Source organism: Candidatus Alcyoniella australis (genome assembly GCA_030765605.1).
GTDB classification, from domain to species: Bacteria; Lernaellota; Lernaellaia; order JAVCCG01; family Alcyoniellaceae; genus Alcyoniella; species Alcyoniella australis.
In genome coordinates, this window is record JAVCCG010000095.1 from 1 (window position 1) to 16,818 (window position 16,818).

The 16,818-nt window shown below is 61.7% G+C and carries 16 protein-coding genes, 1 tRNA gene and 1 other RNA gene; 8 read left to right on the top strand and 10 right to left on the bottom strand.

Features of this window, described 5'->3' with window-relative positions; all coding sequences use genetic code 11:
* Positions 1-79 precede the first annotated feature (79 nt).
* From P9M14_10695 to ffs, 6 genes are all read right to left on the bottom strand, one after another.
* A tRNA-Asn gene (locus P9M14_10695) sits at positions 80-155 on the bottom strand.
* Positions 156-240: 85 nt separating this feature from the next.
* Positions 241-828, bottom strand: coding sequence for an ADP-ribosylation factor-like protein (locus tag P9M14_10700; protein ID MDP8256208.1), 588 nt, complete (start codon positions 826-828; stop codon positions 241-243).
* 2 nt (positions 829-830) lie between these two features.
* A complete protein-coding gene (recR, locus tag P9M14_10705) occupies positions 831-1,427 on the bottom strand; it encodes a recombination mediator RecR (GenBank protein MDP8256209.1) in 597 nt (198 codons plus the stop codon).
* 7 nt (positions 1,428-1,434) lie between these two features.
* The gene (locus P9M14_10710) at positions 1,435-1,749 is read right to left on the bottom strand and encodes a YbaB/EbfC family nucleoid-associated protein (protein ID MDP8256210.1); all 315 of its coding nucleotides are present in this window, start codon (positions 1,747-1,749) and stop codon (positions 1,435-1,437) included.
* A 17-nt stretch (positions 1,750-1,766) separates the two neighbouring features.
* A complete protein-coding gene (gene dnaX / locus P9M14_10715) occupies positions 1,767-3,455 on the bottom strand; it encodes a DNA polymerase III subunit gamma/tau (protein MDP8256211.1) in 1,689 nt (562 codons plus the stop codon).
* 59 nt (positions 3,456-3,514) lie between these two features.
* Positions 3,515-3,779, bottom strand: an RNA gene (ffs, locus tag P9M14_10720) — signal recognition particle sRNA large type.
* Between the two features lie 176 nt (positions 3,780-3,955).
* Between ffs and P9M14_10725 the strand changes: the two genes are divergently transcribed.
* Positions 3,956-4,444, top strand: a complete 489-nt coding sequence (locus P9M14_10725; GenBank protein MDP8256212.1) for a hypothetical protein — start codon at positions 3,956-3,958, stop codon at positions 4,442-4,444.
* 728 nt (positions 4,445-5,172) lie between these two features.
* Here the strand turns inward: P9M14_10725 and P9M14_10730 are convergent.
* A complete protein-coding gene (locus tag P9M14_10730) occupies positions 5,173-5,526 on the bottom strand; it encodes a hypothetical protein (GenBank protein ID MDP8256213.1) in 354 nt (117 codons plus the stop codon).
* 338 nt (positions 5,527-5,864) lie between these two features.
* Positions 5,865-6,644, bottom strand: coding sequence for a nucleoside triphosphate pyrophosphohydrolase (gene mazG, locus P9M14_10735; protein ID MDP8256214.1), 780 nt, complete (start codon positions 6,642-6,644; stop codon positions 5,865-5,867).
* Between the two features lie 120 nt (positions 6,645-6,764).
* Here mazG and P9M14_10740 point away from each other — a divergent pair, with 120 nt between their 5' ends.
* Genes P9M14_10740 through P9M14_10765 form a run of 6 tightly spaced genes read left to right on the top strand, consistent with a single transcriptional unit; the run spans position 6,765 to position 13,137 of the window.
* Positions 6,765-7,190 (top strand): secondary thiamine-phosphate synthase enzyme YjbQ, encoded by a 426-nt coding sequence (locus P9M14_10740; protein ID MDP8256215.1) that lies wholly within the window; start codon positions 6,765-6,767, stop codon positions 7,188-7,190.
* A complete protein-coding gene (locus tag P9M14_10745) occupies positions 7,187-8,197 on the top strand; it encodes a PhoH family protein (protein MDP8256216.1) in 1,011 nt (336 codons plus the stop codon). Before P9M14_10740 ends, P9M14_10745 begins: the two co-directional genes overlap by 4 nt.
* A complete protein-coding gene (locus P9M14_10750) occupies positions 8,197-10,662 on the top strand; it encodes an HDIG domain-containing protein (protein ID MDP8256217.1) in 2,466 nt (821 codons plus the stop codon). Before P9M14_10745 ends, P9M14_10750 begins: the two co-directional genes overlap by 1 nt.
* A 28-nt stretch (positions 10,663-10,690) precedes the next feature.
* Positions 10,691-11,062: an rRNA maturation RNase YbeY gene (ybeY, locus tag P9M14_10755; protein ID MDP8256218.1), complete on the top strand. Its 372-nt coding sequence runs from the start codon at positions 10,691-10,693 to the stop codon at positions 11,060-11,062.
* On the top strand, positions 11,063-11,905 hold the full coding sequence (locus tag P9M14_10760) for a hemolysin family protein (protein ID MDP8256219.1): 843 nt from the start codon (positions 11,063-11,065) through the stop codon (positions 11,903-11,905).
* 8 nt (positions 11,906-11,913) lie between these two features.
* Positions 11,914-13,137 (top strand): dienelactone hydrolase family protein, encoded by a 1,224-nt coding sequence (locus P9M14_10765; protein ID MDP8256220.1) that lies wholly within the window; start codon positions 11,914-11,916, stop codon positions 13,135-13,137.
* A 190-nt stretch (positions 13,138-13,327) separates the two neighbouring features.
* On the opposite strand, the gene P9M14_10770 is transcribed toward P9M14_10765, so the two are convergent.
* The gene (locus tag P9M14_10770; protein MDP8256221.1) at positions 13,328-13,900 is read right to left on the bottom strand and encodes a transposase; all 573 of its coding nucleotides are present in this window, start codon (positions 13,898-13,900) and stop codon (positions 13,328-13,330) included.
* Between the two features lie 177 nt (positions 13,901-14,077).
* On the opposite strand from P9M14_10770, the gene P9M14_10775 reads away from it, so the two are divergent.
* On the top strand, positions 14,078-15,667 hold the full coding sequence (locus tag P9M14_10775) for a hypothetical protein (protein MDP8256222.1): 1,590 nt from the start codon (positions 14,078-14,080) through the stop codon (positions 15,665-15,667).
* Positions 15,668-15,719: 52 nt separating this feature from the next.
* On the opposite strand, the gene P9M14_10780 is transcribed toward P9M14_10775, so the two are convergent.
* Positions 15,720-16,802, bottom strand: a complete 1,083-nt coding sequence (locus P9M14_10780) for a hypothetical protein (GenBank protein ID MDP8256223.1) — start codon at positions 16,800-16,802, stop codon at positions 15,720-15,722.
* Positions 16,803-16,818: the final 16 nt, after the last annotated feature.

Sequence of the window (16,818 nt, forward strand, 5' to 3'; positions counted from 1 at the left end):
AAAAGGCAAAGCCCCGAGAGGTCATTGCTCCGGGGCCTCTGTTAACCGTTTAGCCCGCAAATTCTGCGGGAGAGATTTCTGGCTCCTGGGGAGGGACTCGAACCCCCGACAAGGTGGTTAACAGCCACCTGCTCTACCAACTGAGCTACCCAGGAGCATCTGGGTTTTTTCCAAACAAGAGCCGCTTTTATTAAACCCTTGGGCCGCGTCTGTCAAGGGTTTCGTTGATAATCTTGTTGATCAGCCGCCGTTGATGTCGACCTGCGCCAGCACCAGCTTGCTGATCTGTTTCAGCGCGGGGAACAGCCCTTGGCCAGAGCGGGCGTTGCTGGCGAAGTCCACATCGCGCGCTCCGAGCAGCGAGCGCAGCTTCTCGGCGCTGATCGCTCCGGGAAGGTCCTGTTTGTTGTACTGGAACACCATCGGGATCTTGTCCGGGTCCTTCTTAATCTCGGCCAGCAGGTTGCGCAGGCCGCCCAGGGACTCGACGTTGTCCTCCACGCGGTCGGGGCTGGAGTCGGCCACGAACACGATGCCGTCCACTCCCTTGAGAATCAGCCGTTGGTTCATCTGCGAGATCGGCGCGCCGGGCATGGCGTAGAGGTGCAGCCGCGTGCGCAGGCCCTGGTAACTGCCGAGGATCAGCGGCACGTAGTCGATGAACAGCGTGCGCTCGTCGTCGGCGCTGACGCTGATCAGCTCGCCACGATTTTCGGGTTTGGTCTGTTCGTGGATAAAGCGCAGCGTGCGCGTCTTGCCCGAACGCTGGGGACCGTAAAATACGATCTTGCAGTTGATTTCCTTGGTCTGCTTGTTGACGAAGGCCATCGCTACATCTCCCGCCGGCCGCCGAGCGCCAGACCCAGGGTTGCTGAATCAGTGTACTCCACCTCGCCGCCGACTGGAATACCGTGAGCGATTCTGGTTACTCGCACGTCGATCGAGGAGAGCTTGTCCGCGATGTAGACCGCCGTGGCCTCGCCCTCTTTGGTCGGGTTGGTGGCCAAAATTACCTCGGTCACATCCGGCGATGAGGCGCGTTTGATCAGCTCGGCGATCTTGAGCTCGTCAGGGCCCACGTCGTCCAGCGGCGAGATCGAGCCGTGCAGCACGTGATACATCCCACGATATTGCGAGCTGCGCTCGATGGCGCTCACGTCGGGCGGTTGCTCGACAACGCAGATCAGGCTGTGGTCCCGCGCCTGATCGGAGCAGGTCGCGCAGGGGTTGACGTCGGTGAGCTGGAAGCAGACCTCGCACAGTCCGATGCGCTGTCGCAGCTCGATGATCGCGTCGGCCAGCCGCTTAGCACCCTCGTCGCTGGTGCTGAGCAGGTGGTAGGCCAGGCGCGTGGCCGACTTGGCGCCGATCCCCGGCAGCCGGCTGAACTCGCGCACCAAGTTGCGGATCGGGGCAGGGTGGTCCAAGGCGATCTCAGAACAGGCCGGGGAGGTTCATTCCGCCGGTAACCTTGGACATCTCCTCGGCGACCATCTCCTGGGCCTTGCGCATCGCCTCGTTCACCGCGGCGACCACCAGGTCCTGGACCATCTCGACGTCGCCGTCCTGCAGCACGTCGGGCTCGATCTTCAATGCTAAAAGTTCCTGCTTGCCGTTGACCGTGGCCACGACCATCCCGCCGCCCGAGGAGGCCTCGACCGAACGTGAGGCCATCTCATCCTGAACCTGCATGATCTTCGCCTGGGCCTGCTTGGCCATCTTCATGATGTTGCCAAGACCTTTGCTCATCTGTCCTCCAATCAGTGCTATTTGCGTTGGCGCTGGATTCGGATGTCGACCACCTCGCCGTTGAACAGTTCCAGCGCGTCCTTGACCACAGGCGATTCCAACGCCTGCCGTTTGATCGTCCTTAGTTTATCAGACTCTTTTTTTTTTGAACTTCTCGCCTGTTGCTGGGACGAGCCGTTGTCCAGAGCGATCAGCTCGAGCCGTGCATCAGCGCCGAAGACCTCGGCCACCGCGTCGAGCAGCGCCTCGTTGTCTTCGGCGCGACCCAACAGACTGAGGTGCGTCGGATTCATGCCGATGCGCACCAGGTCCGCGCTAAGCTGCTGAGGAACGCCGTTGTCCAGCAGCGCTCCGGCCGACAGCCGCTTGCCCTTGGTGGCCTCGACCAGCTTCAGCCACTGCGGATCGGCGCTCTCGTTGGCTGCCTGGGTCTGCGCCGGAGCCTCGTCGCGGGAAACGGCCTGGGGTGCGGCCTTGGCTGAACGCGGCCGCGGGCTTGCGGACCCTGCGGCGCGTTGGGGAGTTGGCTTGGGTCCGGCCTGGCCGCCGCCGGGCGCTATGGCGCCATTGGCGATCAGCTCGTCGAGCTTGGCGATCAGCCCGTCGAGGGGCACGATCGGTTGGTCGTGCGCCATCTTGACCAGCAGCATCTCCAGCACCAAACGCGGATGGGACGCGCGCAGCACCTCGTTCTCGGCCTGGATCAGACCGTCGAACTGGCGCTGTAGGGTTTCGAAGCTTTGGCTGCGGCAGATTTCGCCCAACTGCTTAAGCTCCGAGTCCGGCGCCACCACCAGCCGGCCGGGATTTTTGCTGACCTTGACCACGATCAGGTCGCGCAGCAGCTCGACCAGATCCTGGTAAAACTGACGCGGCTCAAAGCGGAACTCGGCCGTGGCCTCAAAGCGCTCGAGCACGCCGGGCACGTCGCTGTCGAGGATCGTTTCGACCAGCCCGATCAGGAACGCGCGGTCGATAACTCCCAACAGCTCGATCAGCTCCTCGCGGGTGATCTTGTCGGCGCCGAAGCTGATAGTCTGATCCAGGAACGACAGGCCGTCGCGCATGCTTCCCTCGGCCTTGCGCGCGATCAGCATCAGCAGCTCTTCGGCCATCTGGATCCCCTCGGATGCGCAGATCGACTTGAGCGTATCGAGCAACAGGGTCAGCGGGATCAGCTTGAACTCGTAGGTCTGACAGCGGCTGAGGATCGTGTCCGGGATTTTGTGCGGGTCGGTGGTGGCGAAGATGAACACCACGTGCGGCGGTGGTTCCTCGAGGGTCTTGAGCAGCGCGTTGAACGCGTTGGTCGAGAGCATGTGAACTTCGTCGATGATGTAGACTTTGTAGCGTCCGCTGCTCGGTGCGTACTTGACGTTTTCGCGCAACTGGCGCACGTCGTCCACGCCGGTGTTCGAGGCGCCGTCGATCTCGAATACGTCCACTGAGTTGCCCGCGGCGATCGATTTGCAAGAGGAACATTCGCCGCAGGGTGTGGACGTCGGCCCTTGGGCGCAGTTCAGCGCCTTGGCCAAAATCCGCGCCGCCGAGGTCTTGCCCACGCCGCGCGTGCCGCAGAACAGGTAGGCGTGCGAGATCCGCCCCGAGATCAGGGCGTTTTGCAACGTGCGCGTGATATGGGCCTGGCCCACGATCTGATCGAAGGTCTGCGGCCGATATTTGCGGGCCAGGACGATGTACGACACGCTTATTTATCCCGCCTTGTTCGGTCGATCGATTTGACGCCGATGATCTTGAGAAACAGCCGTGCACCCCTGATCGACCCTATCCGAGTAGAGCGTTTTCCCACGGGGGACGATTGGCCAGGCTGCCCACAACACACAGGCTGCTAACCTTACCGCTGCTTCCTCCCGGATCTGACGGGGTTCAGCTGCGCCTGTTGCGTGGGACCCGACCCATCCGTCCGCGAGAACGGACCCCTACACGGAATCAAGCCTCTACAGGGGAATTCAGGCCCTTTATAGTGGATTGCGGGTTACAGGGCACCACTGGCTCCCCCCCTAGCACGGCCTAAGCAGACCTTAGTCATCGGGCCGCATGATGTCAACGCCGGATAAGGGGGGCGCGGACAATTGACGAACGAGCATCGGCTCTGCTATTGAGGGGATGAATTGGTCTGGATTTTTCTTGAGCCTTCGCTGCAGTACAAACTCGATAGGTGATCCAGGCGAGGAAAGGAGCCAAAGTGAAAACGCGCACTCTTACCGTTTTGATATGCGTGCTGGCGCTGATGCTGGCCGCCGGACTGGTCTTCGTGGCCTGCGGTTCGGACGACGACGACGACGACGGACGCACGACCGACGACGACTCGGACAATGACGACGACGATACTGACGACGATGATTCGGACGACGACGATGTTGACGACGATGACGACGACATCGACGATGACGACGACGATGATGATGATGACGAGGCCGCGTGCGCCGACGCGCAGTACAAAGTTTACGGCGATTGCAACGGCGATACGCTGATCGACGATCCGGACTCCGCCGAGTTCCTCGCCCTGTGTCCGGACGATGAGCCGGTGGCCGGATTCATGGACCAGTGCTATCCGCAGTACGCGGACAACTGTCAGCAGTTGATCTGCTGCGGATATTTCCTCAGCCCGGGATTCTACCTGTCCATGGCCATGGAGCCGGTCTGCAACGTTCTGGGACCGCCTCCCTATTGACCCGGCTTTGAGCCGGGGGCACCTTAGAGGTGCCACAAAACTCGCGCAGTACGCTGGTCGTAATGCACCGACCCTCCCCGCGTCGAAAGATTCGTGAGGTGGAGTAAAGATCGTTAAAACGATCTTTGTGTGTAGGCTCGCCTTTAATCAATTTGGTTTTCCCAAGCGCAATGGCTTGCTTTGCGCGTTATCAAAGACCCATAGCCCATCGGTACAGCCTGTTTACAACGATCAACAAAAAGCGGCCGCGGCTTGGCACCTGTACTTGCCACGAACGCGGATCAGTCCATCCTCCAAAGATAACGCGCAAAGCAATCCATCACGCTGCCGACTTGGAGCTGATTAAAGGCGAGCAGGTGGGGTGGGGCGGCTTGGAGCCGCTGCAAGGCTCGCATATTTCCCGGATCGTTTAGCGTCGATCTATGCCGCGTCGCGGAGATTATCGTTGAGCCACGAGTTTGGCCCGCTTGCGAGTTTTGTGCCGGCTCCAAGCCGGATCATCCGTGGGGTGGGCTGATGCGCGCTGTTTGCGGTGCCATGTGCCAAGCCACGATCTAAGACCCATAATCGTACGAAACATTTTGTCTCGATAAACAAGACTTCTTTGAGAACGTGCTGATCGGGCTATCGTGCGTAGCCAGGTGAAAATCTAAATCTAGAAACCCTGCTCGCGCCTACCCAATAATGTTATTCAACATTATTACCCCCCGCCAATCTTGCGACGCGGGTTAGTCCAGGCGTCGGGCGTTGAGGGTTTTGTGCGCCTTCTTGCCCACCAGATAGGCGTCGACGATCGCGTAGATATAGATCACCAGCAGAATGATCACCCAAAACCAGAGGCTGCCCACGTCGGGGATCAGCGAGTCCGGGGCCTGGTTGGCGGCCACGGCCACGATGTCGGATAAGTACGTCAGGAAAAAACGCGCGATTGCCAGACACAGCGCCACCACCACAATCAGGGTCACGCCCATCACCACCGAGCCCTTGACGCGCTGCCCGTTGTAGAGCTGACCCGCACCGGGAAGCAGGAACGCAGAGAGCGCCGCGGCCTTGCCCGCTGACTTATGTTTCACAGCACTCATTAATCCCCTCCGCCGGGTCGTTGCGCAGAATGAAAACCCCAATTTTTCTGCTTAAGAAGATACAAGTTGTGAATAAATGGTTCAAGGTTTTATCAGCCATGGTCGCATGCTGTTTGATAAGTCGCCATTCGGCTGATAAAGGCTTGAAAATAAAGGGTATTATCTTCTAAGCCTATCGTACTCCTGAGGTTGGAAAAGCCCTTGGTTTTCACTCGGTTGCCCTGGGTGTTACCGGAGATTTCCCCAGGTTGTCCACAGCTCCGAACCCGGCTGCGAATGTATTGAAATGTAATTCTCCTTACATTGTGCAGCAGTAGCAGCATCGGGAATAATCCAGGCTAGTTTTTTACCGCGGACCAGGCCTGTTCCATCTGGTCCAGGCTGGCCGATTGCAGGTCCAGCCCCTGCTGTTTGAGCAGCAGTTCGACCCGGCTGAAGCGATCGACGAACTTGTCGCAGGTGCGGCGCAGGGCGTCCTCGGCCGAGATTTCCAGATGGCGTCCGAGGTTGACCACTGTGAACAGTAGGTCGCCGAACTCGGCCTCGAGCTGTTCGCGGTCGCCAAGCTCCGCGGCCTGCACCAGCTCGGCCGTTTCCTCCTGAAGTTTGTCGAGCACGTCCCGCGCTTTTTCCCAGTCGAAGCCGACCTTGGAAACCCGTTCGCTGAGCCGATAGGCGCGCAGCAGGGCCGGGAGTTGACGCGGCACACCCTGGAGGATCGAGGCCATGTCGTTTTTTTCCTCGACCTTGGCGCGCGCCCAGATTCCCTCGACCTCGGCCGCGGACTGGGCCTGGACATCGTTTGTAAAGATGTGCGGGTGGCGGCGGATCATCTTGCGGCTGATCTTGTCGATCACCTGATGGATGTCAAAATGTCCTTCCTGCTCGCTGACCTTGGCCAGGAACACGATCTCGAACAGCGAGTCGCCCAGTTCCTCGCACAGCGCCTGGGGATCGTTGCTATCGATCGCCTCCAGCGCCTCGTAGACCTCCTCGAGCAGATAGGTGCGCAGAGTTTTCAAGGTCTGTTCCAAGTCCCACGGGCAGCCGCTTTGCGGATCGCGCAGGCGATCCATGATCGCCTGCAGATCATCGAAGCCGTACTGTTTATCGTCCATCAGCCATTCTCCTGGTTTGCCGCCTGACTCTAGCCGAGGCACGTCCGACGTTCAACAGCGGGCAGGGCACTTGAAATGGCGCGGTAAAACTGTTAGCCAGCAGTCGGAGGTTTGGCGGAGATGATTTGTAAAACGATCCAGTTCAATCTGAAGACCGCGGGCTACTGTGATATCATCGATATCACGAGTCAGGTCGAAGCCGCGCAACGCTCGAGCGGTCTCGAATCGGGATTGTGTACGGTCTTTATTCCCGGCAGCACGGCCGGCGTGACCACGATCGAGGCTGAGCCCGGCGCAATGCGCGATCTCAAGGAGTGTATCGAGCATTTGGTGCCCCAAGATCGGCATTTTCACCACGACGCCCGTTGGGGCGACGGCAACGGCTTTTCCCACGTGCGGGCGGCCTTGCTCGGGCCAGGGCTGTCGATTCCGGTCCACGATGGAGGGCTGGGCCTGGGAACTTGGCAGCAGATCGTGCTGGTCGACTTCGACAACCGCCCGCGCGACCGCCGTGTGCAAATCCAACTGATCGGAGAGGGTTCTTGAGCGGCGAGACGGTTCGCGACACGCTGCTGTTCGAGGATTCGCGGGTGGCTCAGACCCTGCTGGGCGAGCACGAGGAGAACCTGCGCACAGTGGCCGAGCAAACCAAGATCAAGGTCTCGGCCCGCGGCTCCCAGGTGTTTCTCGAGGGCGATCCGCACTCCGTGGCCCTGGCGCGCGACGCGCTGACCCAGCTCTACGGCCTGGTCGCTCAGGGCTTGCCGATCTACGCCTCGGATGTGGAGCAGGCGGTCAAACTGCTGGCGCAAGACCGCAACGTCAAGCTGCGCGAGATCTTCCTGGATACGGTCTTTATCTCCAACCGCAAGCAGGTGATCGCGCCCAAGAGCCTCAACCAGAAGCTCTACATCAACGCCCTACGCGAGTACGACCTGGTGATCTCCATCGGCCCGGCGGGCACGGGCAAGACCTATCTGGCGATGGCCCAGGCCGTGGCCGCGCTCAATAGGGGCGAGGTCGACCGGATCATCCTCACCCGTCCGGCGGTGGAGGCCGGCGAGCGGCTGGGGTTTTTACCCGGGACGATGCTCGATAAAATAAACCCCTACCTGCGCCCGCTGTACGATGCGCTGCACGAGATGATGAGCATCGAGAAGGTCCAACGGATGATCGATCGCGGAACGATCGAGGTCGCGCCGCTGGCGTTTATGCGCGGACGCACGCTTAACGACAGCTTCGTGATCCTCGACGAGGGGCAGAACACCACCAGCGAGCAGATGAAGATGTTCCTCACGCGCCTGGGCTTCGGCTCCAAGGCCGTGGTTACCGGCGATATCACGCAGATCGACCTGCCCAACGGCACGACCTCGGGCCTGGTCCAGATCCAACATGTGCTGGCCGAAGTTTCCGGGTTGAAGTTCGTCTATCTCAACGAGACCGACGTGGTGCGTCATCGCCTGGTAATGGACATTGTCAAGGCCTATGATGCCTACTTGCGCCGCCTGTCGGTGCAACAGAGCCCCGATCAGCAGGAAGAGGAGTCGGGCTGATGCCGCCGCGCAGGATCAGACCTTTCAGAGCCGACGTCAAATCGCGCCGCCAGTCACGCAAGGCCGAGAAGGGCCTGCGGCGGCTGTGGGCCAAGTTGCGCGACGTTACCCCCGGCGACAACTCGCTGAGCGCCTCGACTTGGCTGGTCGGCCTCGGGCTGTCGATCTACATCGCCTTGTTTCTGGCTCCCTCCACCTCGGTTACCGTGGACCTCTACGAGATCGGCCAGTACACAACGCGGGCGATCAAGGCGCCGATGCCCTTCAGCGTCGAGGATGACAAGGCCACCTCGGCCAAGCGCGAACAGGCGCGCTACGCGGTGCTGCCGGTCTACGACTTCGATCGCAATCTGGTGCAGCAGACCCGCACCAAGGTCGACCGCGCCTTTGTCCAGATGCGTGAATTTTTCGCGCAGTACGCCCCGACGCCGGTCGTGCCGCAACCCGGGGCCACGCCGGGGGCGACTCCGACCCCCGTGCCCCAGCCGCGCAAGATCCCGCCCGAGCTGCTGGCCGAGCACTACCAGCAGTTCAACCGCCAGTTGGGGGCCGTGCTTGACGACGATCAGCTCGAGATCCTGCGCAAGGCCGGGTTTTCCGCCGAGCTGCAGCAGGCGATCGACAAGCTGATCTCCGAATCGTACCTGGGCTACATCGTCTCGGACCGCAACTTCTTCGATCAGACGCTGCTCGACGTCAGCCGACAGGCCTTCAGTCGGCGCGAGGTCGAGTCGGGCAAGGAAAAGGAGATCTCCGACTTCAGCTCGGTGCTGGCGGTCGAGGAGGTCAAGGAGGGCGTCCAGGGGCGGGTCAAGCAAGAGATACCCGACGCCTCACGCAGGCTGCGCGAGACGATCGGCGCGTTGGTCGTTGCGCTGATCGAGCCCAACCTGACCTTTGCCAAGGCTGAAACCCAAACCCGCAAGAGCGAGGCTGCGCGCAAGATCGCCCCGGTGGTCGCCAAGTACGAGAAGAATCAGCTGATCATCGGCGAGGGCGAGCTGGTGACCGAGGAGACGCTGCTGGTGCTCGAGGCGCTGGAGGCCTCCGGCCCGCAGTCGAGCTTCGGGCTGGTGTTCGTCGGCATCGCCTCGGTTTTCTTCATCCTGTTTACCGTGTTGTTCGGCTTCGTCAAGAACAACGTGCGCAAGTTCCGTCATGGCAACCGCGACATACTGTTCCTCGCCGCGCTGACCATGGGACTGACGCTGATCCTCTGGATCGGCATCGCCATTGCCGAGTCGATCACCGAGACCGGCGGCACGATGCCGATGGCCTTTTTCCTGATGGCGATTCCCGTGGCAATGGCGCCGATGCTGGTGCGGCTGATTCTCAACTCCGAGACCGCGCTGGCCTATATGCCGGTGGCCGCGATGCTCGCCGGGATGATGGCCGACAACTCGTTGTACTTCGGGATGTACGTCCTGGTCTGCTCGTTCGCCGGCGCCTGGGCCGTGGGCAAGGTCAGCCAGCGGCTCGACGCGCTCAAGGCCGGGCTGCTGGTGAGCATCACCGGCATGCTGCTGGTGCTCTCGACCTCGTTCCTCTCGACGGTGCAGGGCATGCAGTTCTGGAAGCAGCTGGGATTCGAGTCCGCGGGTGCGGTGCTCGGCGGCGTCCTGTGCGCGCTGACCGTGCTGGCGCTCTCGCCGGTAATCGAGTGGATCTTCGGCTACACCACCGACATCAAATTGATGGAGCTGGCCAACCTCAACCACCCGCTGCTCAAGGAGATGATCCTCAAGGCGCCGGGCACCTACAACCACTCGATTTTGGTCAGCACCCTGGCCGAGACCGCGGCCGAGAGCATCAACGCCAACCCGCTGCTGGCCAAGGTCGCGGCGCTGTATCACGACATCGGCAAAATCAGCAAACCGCACTACTTCATCGAGAATCAGCGCGGCGGAGAGAACCCGCACGACAAGCTTTATCCGATGATGAGCGGGCTGATTTTGGTCAACCACGTGCGCGAGGGCGTGGAGCTGGCGCGCGATTTCAACCTCGGCGACGCGGTGGCGCAGATCGTCGAGCAGCACCACGGCAAGGGGCTGATCCGCTTCTTCTACGAGCGCGCCCGGGAGCGGACCGACCCGCAAATGGAGCAGCTGCACGAGGAGGACTTCCGCTACCCGGGTCCCAAGCCGCGCTCGCGCGAGGCCGCGCTGGTGATGCTCGCCGACCAGGTCGAGGCGGTCAGTCGAGTGCTCAAGGCGCCGGCCCCGTCGCGCATTCGCAACCTGGTCAGCGAACACATCAACCGCGTGTCCGCCGAGGGGCAGCTGGACGAGTCCGACCTGACGCTGCGCGATCTGCACAAGATCGCCGAGTCGTTTTCGCACGTGCTGATCGGCATCTTCCATCAGCGCATCGAGTACCCCGACGACGAACGCGAGGAGAACGCACCTGAGCGCGAAAGCCAATCGGATACTGATCCGCGGCCCCCGAACAAAAGCCACCAGAGCTGAGATACGCGAATTCTGCGACGCGTGCCTGGTGGCGCAGGAGGTGCGCGGGACCGAGCTGAGCGTACTGTTGTGCGACGACCGCGAGATCCACAGACTCAACTTTGAATATCGCGGGGTGGACAAAGCCACCGACGTGTTGTCCTTCAGCATGCTCGAGGGCGAGGATGCGCTTGAGGGCGAGCTGCTGGGCGACGTGGTGATCAGCCTCGAACGTTGCGCGGCCCAGGCCCGCAGCTTGGGCGTGGGATATCGCGAGGAGCTGGCGCGGCTGCTGGCCCACGGAATCTGCCATCTGCTGGGGATGGATCACGTCCACGGCGGCTTGCAGGCGCGCAAGATGCGCCGCGTCGAGGAGCACCTGGCGCAGCTGAGCGCGGCGCTGCTGGATCGGGAGGAATAGTTGGCCGACGAAGACGACAGTTTCATCGTACGCTTCAGGCGGCTGATCAAGGGGCGCATGCCCGACCAGGGCGACGCGCAGCAACAAATCGAGCGCTTGCTCGAACAGGTCGAGGAACAGGGCCTGATCAGCCCCAGCGAGAACGACCTGCTCAGCTCGGTGCTCGACTTCAGCGATACGCGGGTGGCCGAGATCATGGTGCCGCGGCCGGAGATCACCGGCGTGAGCCTCGACGAGCCGCTGAGCAACGCGATCCGCAGCTTGATCGAGTCCGGGCACACGCGGCTGCCCGCCTTTCGCGACGACCTGGACCACATCGAGGGCCTGCTTTACGCCAAGGACCTGCTGCGCTGCTGGGGACGTAGCGACGACGAGGTCGAGCTCGAACTGCTGCTGCGCGAGCCGTACTTCATCCCCGAGTCCAAGCGCATTGAGGAACTGCTGCGCGAGTTCCAGAAGCAGCGGCTGCACATCGCGATCGTCATCGACGAGTACGGCGGCACCGCCGGCCTGGTGACCCTCGAGGACATCATCGAGGAGGTCTTCGGCGAGATCGAGGACGAGTACGACGATTCGGAGAACGAGCCGCAACGCACTGCCGACGGCTGGGTCGTGGTCAACCCGCGCTTCGAGCTGGGCGAGCTGGACCAACTGTTCCCCGACGTCGAGCATCCCCAAGGCGACTTCACCACCCTGGGCGGTTGGATCCTCGAGGTCACCGGACGCATTCCGGACAAGGGCGAGAGCGTGCGCCTCGGCCCGTTGAGGGCTGTGGTCTTGGAGTCGGACGAAAAACGTATTATAAAGATCAAGATTAAACCCGATCTTTCCGGCGATAAGTAGGAGGAACGATGAAACGGTCGACCGCGCTGATGGCGCTGACATTGGCAATTTTGCTCACTCTGTTCGTGGCGGCCTGCGAGATTGAAGACGACGAAGACGCCCAGCCCCCCGATGATCAAGGGGGCGACGACGTCGAAGACCCGCGCGGCGAGTACTTCGATCCCTCCCAGACCGGTCCCTATCCGATCGGCCACCGCACGCTGTACTTCGAGAATCCCGACGACACCGACATGCTGGGCAACCCGCGGCAGCTCTGCGTCGAGTTCTGGTACCCCACGGACGAGGCCTATCGCGACGCCGAGCAGGATCGGCTGGGCGAGTTCTTCGGCGAATGGGAAGAGATGGTGCGCTCGATCCTCAGCCTGCTGGTATCACCCGAGGAGCTGGACAACTTCGATCTGCCCACCGGCGCGGTGCGCGACGCGCCGCCGCGCGCCGAGCTCGACGAGCTGCCGATCATCATCTTCAGCCACGGCAACTCCGGCGTACGCTCGCAGAACTACACGATGTGCAACCACCTGGCGAGCCACGGCTACCTGGTGATCGCGCCGGATCACACGGGCAACGCGCTGTTCGCGCCGTTCCCCGGCTCGTACGTGATCTACAACATCTTGGGAATGCCCGCGTCGATCTGTCAGCGCCAGCGCGACTTCTCGTTCCTGCTCGACCAGTGCTACAAGATGAACGAGGAACCCGGCGGATTGTTCGAGGGACGGCTCGATCCCGAGCGCGTGGGCCTGGTCGGCCACAGCTTTGGCGGGCTGACCGCGGTCGAGGCGGCTAAAAAGGACACGCGCTTTCGTGCGGCGGTCGATCTGTGCTGCTACTTGATTCCCAGCTACCCGCAGAACTACCAGACAGCAACCATGTTCTGGCTCTCGCGTGAGGACAACACGATGTTCGACACCGACGAGCTGATCATGCTCGGCTACGAGACCGCGCCCGCGCCCAAGGTGATGCTCGAGGTGCTGCGCGGCGGTCACTACTCGCCCACAGACGCCTGCTCGTTCATCCCCAGCCTGATGGGCGAGGGCGACGGCTGCGGCATGGGCGAATACGACGAGACCGGCGATCCGTTCGAGTTCCTGCCGCCGGATCAGGCCAAGTTCCTGCTCAACACCTACCTCGCGTCGTTTTTCGGGGTCTACGTCAAGTACGACCTGCGCTACGTGGACGACCTGATCAACGAGTGGATGCCCGAGGAGGCGCGGCTCAAGTTCGACCTGGGGTAGGCCCGCAAAGCTCGGCGCGCCGGATCAATGCTGTGAAAGCGCTTCGACGCGCCGTGCTTGCCTTTTACATCAAAGATTGGTCCGCGCAGTGGCCGGGCGCTGATGGCCCGGGTTATCTTGATGGATGGAATCGTGCTGTGCGCTAGGCTGCGTTGCTGTGGGCCGGGGGCTTACGGACGATTGCGGGAGATCAGTCCCAGTCGGCGCTGGAGATCCAGGCCGGCATCTTGCAAATCTTGCCGTTGTTGGTGTGGCCGTTGCGGGACTTGCGCGACATGTTGCAATACGGCCAGCTCGATGGGTTTTTAACCAGGCCGTGCTTGACCGGATTCCAGAAGACGTACTCGATGTGCTTGGCCAGGTCCGCGTCGTCGCAGATCAGGTGGTTGCAGTAGCGCCGCCGCCAGATCGTCGACTGTCGCACCCTGCTTGAGTCCGGGCTGTCTTTGCCCAGGTCGAGGTTGCGGCCGTAGGTTTTGGCGAACGCGGTCTGGATCGCCTGCACTCGCAGGTTGAGCACGTCGTCGTCTTGGGGCAGGGTCAAGATCAGGTGCAGGTGGTCGGGCATGGTGACCAGAGCCTCGACCTCGAAGGGGTAACGGCTCTGTACCTTGCGGATGCATTCCCTGAGACTCTGCACGGCTTTCTTTTCTTGAAAGACCGGGTGCTTGTCCTGGATTTTAATCGTGATAAAGTGTGTATCGCCACCCATCTTGGGGCGGCGGCGATTGCGGTTGGTTGAGCTTGAGGTGTTCGTGGCCATTATCCGACATTCACTCCATACATATAATAGCGGCCCTTCAATTACGAAGCGCCAGTCCCTGCGGGGACGCGTATTCTAACACATCTGATATATATTGTACAACCCGGCGCTGCAAATGGGCATTTCCCATAAAGATCAATTAGATACATGCCGCAACGCGTCAGGAGGCGGAGCGCGTTGAGTAGTACCGTGCGCCGTGCCCTGATCGATCTGCGCGGCAGCTGGGCGATGCTGCTCGGATGCGCGTTGCTCGCTTTGGCGCTGCCTACGCAGTTTGACCACAACCAGGGTCTGCGGATGCTCGGAGCGCTGAGCATGGCGCGCAACATCTTCTGGTTCGCCCTGACCCTTTTGGCCGTGAACCTGATGTTGCCCGGAAAGCCACGGGCCAAATTAACCAAATTATCCATTGTGTTACAGATCGCGATCCTGGCCGGGATTCCATTGTGGCTGTGGACCGCAATTCGAAATTTGGTTTTGCAATCCAACGGGTTGGTTGCCGACGAGCTGGCCCGGAGATGGATTGTGCTCAACATACTGGGAATGACGGCGATCAGCCTCAATGTGAAGCGTAACGGCCCGCTGGATCGTGTGATGCGCGTGCCGTTGCTCGGCGATCTACTGCTGCCGGCGGCCGCTTGGGCCTCGTCGTGGCGCAGGTACTATCCCACCGGCGCTCTGCCGCGGCAGCACCGCCTGGCGCCGCTGATCCCAGTGGTTCTGTTCGCGGGGATGCTGACCCTGCTGGGCATGAGCCGTGCGCCGTGGCGGCCCGAGGCCTATCAACTGCGCGAACGCATCCTTTGGGAGCGCGAGTGCTACGGGCTGGCATTGGACTCCGAGCAGCGCATTGCCATGGCCACCAGTCAAGAGGGACGTGTGATGCTCGTCGACACCTCGGAGGGCACGCTGACCGGCGAGGTCGAGCTGGGGATCGACGTGGACCTCACCGGCGTGAGCTACGATTCATCGCGCGGCCTGCTCTACGCCGTTGCCGCAGACGGCAGAGCCTTTACCGTTGATCCGCGCCTTGGCGAGGCGCAGTTGCTGGGTACGCTCGAAGATGAGCAGGTCGGCTTTGTTGTCGCGGGCTGCACCGACCATAGCTCGATGCTGCTCTCCTATGGCAACCAGGGCCGCATCGATCGTCTCGATCTCTTTGGACTGCGCATCGAACGCAGCTCAACAGCGGCGAAGCCCAATTCGCGCGACTCGCTGTTCGACCTGCTGTGCATTGAATCGCGCGGGTTGCTCTACGCTTTGAGCCTGCAAGGGACGCTCGACGAGCTCAAGCTGGAGACCCTCGATTTCGAGCGCCGGGTGGGTGTGCCCGGAAACAGTGCGGGCCTGGCCTACGATCCGCAGACAGACCGCCTGCTGGTGGCCGCGCCCACCCAGGCCCAAGTGCTGCTGATCGATCGCAAGACCCTGGAGCCCGCGGGATCGATCCAGACCCTGGTCGGCTGCCGAGCCCTGGCCGTGGAACCCGAGCAGCGGCTGTTGTTCGTGGCCGGGTTCGCGCCCTACCTGGAGATTTTCGATCTGGACACACTCGAGCCCCTTGACCGCGTTTTGTGCCCGCCGTGGGTCAGAAAGATCGTGGTCGATCCGCAATCGCGCCTGGCGTTGATGACCGACAAGCACATCGGGCTGACCTTTTACCGCTACGGCCCGGCGGTCCGGCGCGGACGCGGCCCGCTGGGCGCGTTCGACGATCCGTTTTTCCCTTTGGCGCGGGCCGTGGGATTGAGATTACTCAAACAATAAAAAACGGCGGCCAGCAGGCCGCCGTTGTAAAAAGCTCTAATCGTGCTGCCGTCTATTTAACCTCTGGCAGCTGCTGGTCGAACGAGCAGTCCGACTCAATCCCTTGCTCCTCGATTGTCTCCTCGTTGCCGTTGGCGAGCACGACCATTTCCAGCCAGTAGTCGCGCAGAAAGTCGTTGCCCCAGCACTCGGCGAGCACATAGCTGGCAATAGTCGATCCACCGACCTCGATGTCGGGCAGGTCGCCGTCAGTGACCAACACATCCGAGCGTCCGCGGCCGTCGCCGTACCAGCGGGTGTTGAACCAGAAGTGCTCGCGCTGGTCGTACTGTTCGCCGTGGTACTGCTCGTAATGCATGTCGGCCAGCACGTCGAAGGTGAACTCGCCGCTGTCGTCCGCGCGATTGTGATACGAGTACAGGCCGTCGACCAGATCCTGGTAATCGTCGTCGTCGGGCTTGAATCCCACGTATTCGACGTCGATTGCGCGGCCGTCGTTGATCGTGTCGTAGGTCACGATCACTTGCCCCTCCTCGACCATCCACAGTTCGATCGAGCGCGCGGCGTCGAAGTCCACGCTGTAGCTGCCCACGCCGCGTCGCGCGGTCTGGGCGTCCGAGACGTCGACGTGCCCGGACCAGACGTTGCCCCACGGGTCCTCGCTGCCGCGGCTACGCCCCTGCAGCACGTACTCGTAATAGCCCTGGGAACCGCGGGTCATCACGAAGCGGTATTCGCCGCCGTACAGTCCGCCGGCGTTCCACGGGCCCCAGGTGTAGGCGTCGTCTTGCTCGTCATAGTTCGAGGGCGGGTAGGAGGTGATCTCGTCGATCCATGAGAGGAACATCAACGCGTGCTCGTTGACGTCGGTGGTGAAGTTCACGGTGTCCCGGTAGAGCTGCGCCAACTCGCCCAGATCTTTTGCATCGCTTTCAGGCAGGCTCAACCTTAGGTTCAGCGGATCGGGCAGCGCGTCGAGGAAGTCGTCCAGCCCGCCGCCGTCGTCGTCGTCGTCGAACCAGTCGTCGTCGTCGTCATCGTCCTCGTCGCTGCCCGAGCAGGCGGCCAGGCCGATTGCCAACGCCAGCACGGTGCACAAGGCGATAAACATCAGTGGCCTTAGTTTTTCGGTCATTGTTTCGATCCTCCCT

Bases quoted from the DNA above. Each gene is read 5' to 3' on its own strand.
- P9M14_10700 (MDP8256208.1), bottom strand. From the start codon at position 828: ATGGCCTTCGTCAACAAGCAGACCAAGGAAATCAACTGCAAGATCGTA.
- P9M14_10710 (MDP8256210.1), bottom strand. From the start codon at position 1,749: ATGAGCAAAGGTCTTGGCAACATCATGAAGATGGCCAAGCAGGCCCAG.
- P9M14_10730 (MDP8256213.1), bottom strand. From the start codon at position 5,526: ATGAGTGCTGTGAAACATAAGTCAGCGGGCAAGGCCGCGGCGCTCTCT.
- mazG (MDP8256214.1), bottom strand. From the start codon at position 6,644: ATGGACGATAAACAGTACGGCTTCGATGATCTGCAGGCGATCATGGAT.
- P9M14_10740 (MDP8256215.1), top strand. From the start codon at position 6,765: ATGATTTGTAAAACGATCCAGTTCAATCTGAAGACCGCGGGCTACTGT.
- P9M14_10750 (MDP8256217.1), top strand. From the start codon at position 8,197: ATGCCGCCGCGCAGGATCAGACCTTTCAGAGCCGACGTCAAATCGCGC.
- P9M14_10765 (MDP8256220.1), top strand. From the start codon at position 11,914: ATGAAACGGTCGACCGCGCTGATGGCGCTGACATTGGCAATTTTGCTC.
- P9M14_10770 (MDP8256221.1), bottom strand. From the start codon at position 13,900: ATGGCCACGAACACCTCAAGCTCAACCAACCGCAATCGCCGCCGCCCC.
- P9M14_10780 (MDP8256223.1), bottom strand. From the start codon at position 16,802: ATGACCGAAAAACTAAGGCCACTGATGTTTATCGCCTTGTGCACCGTG.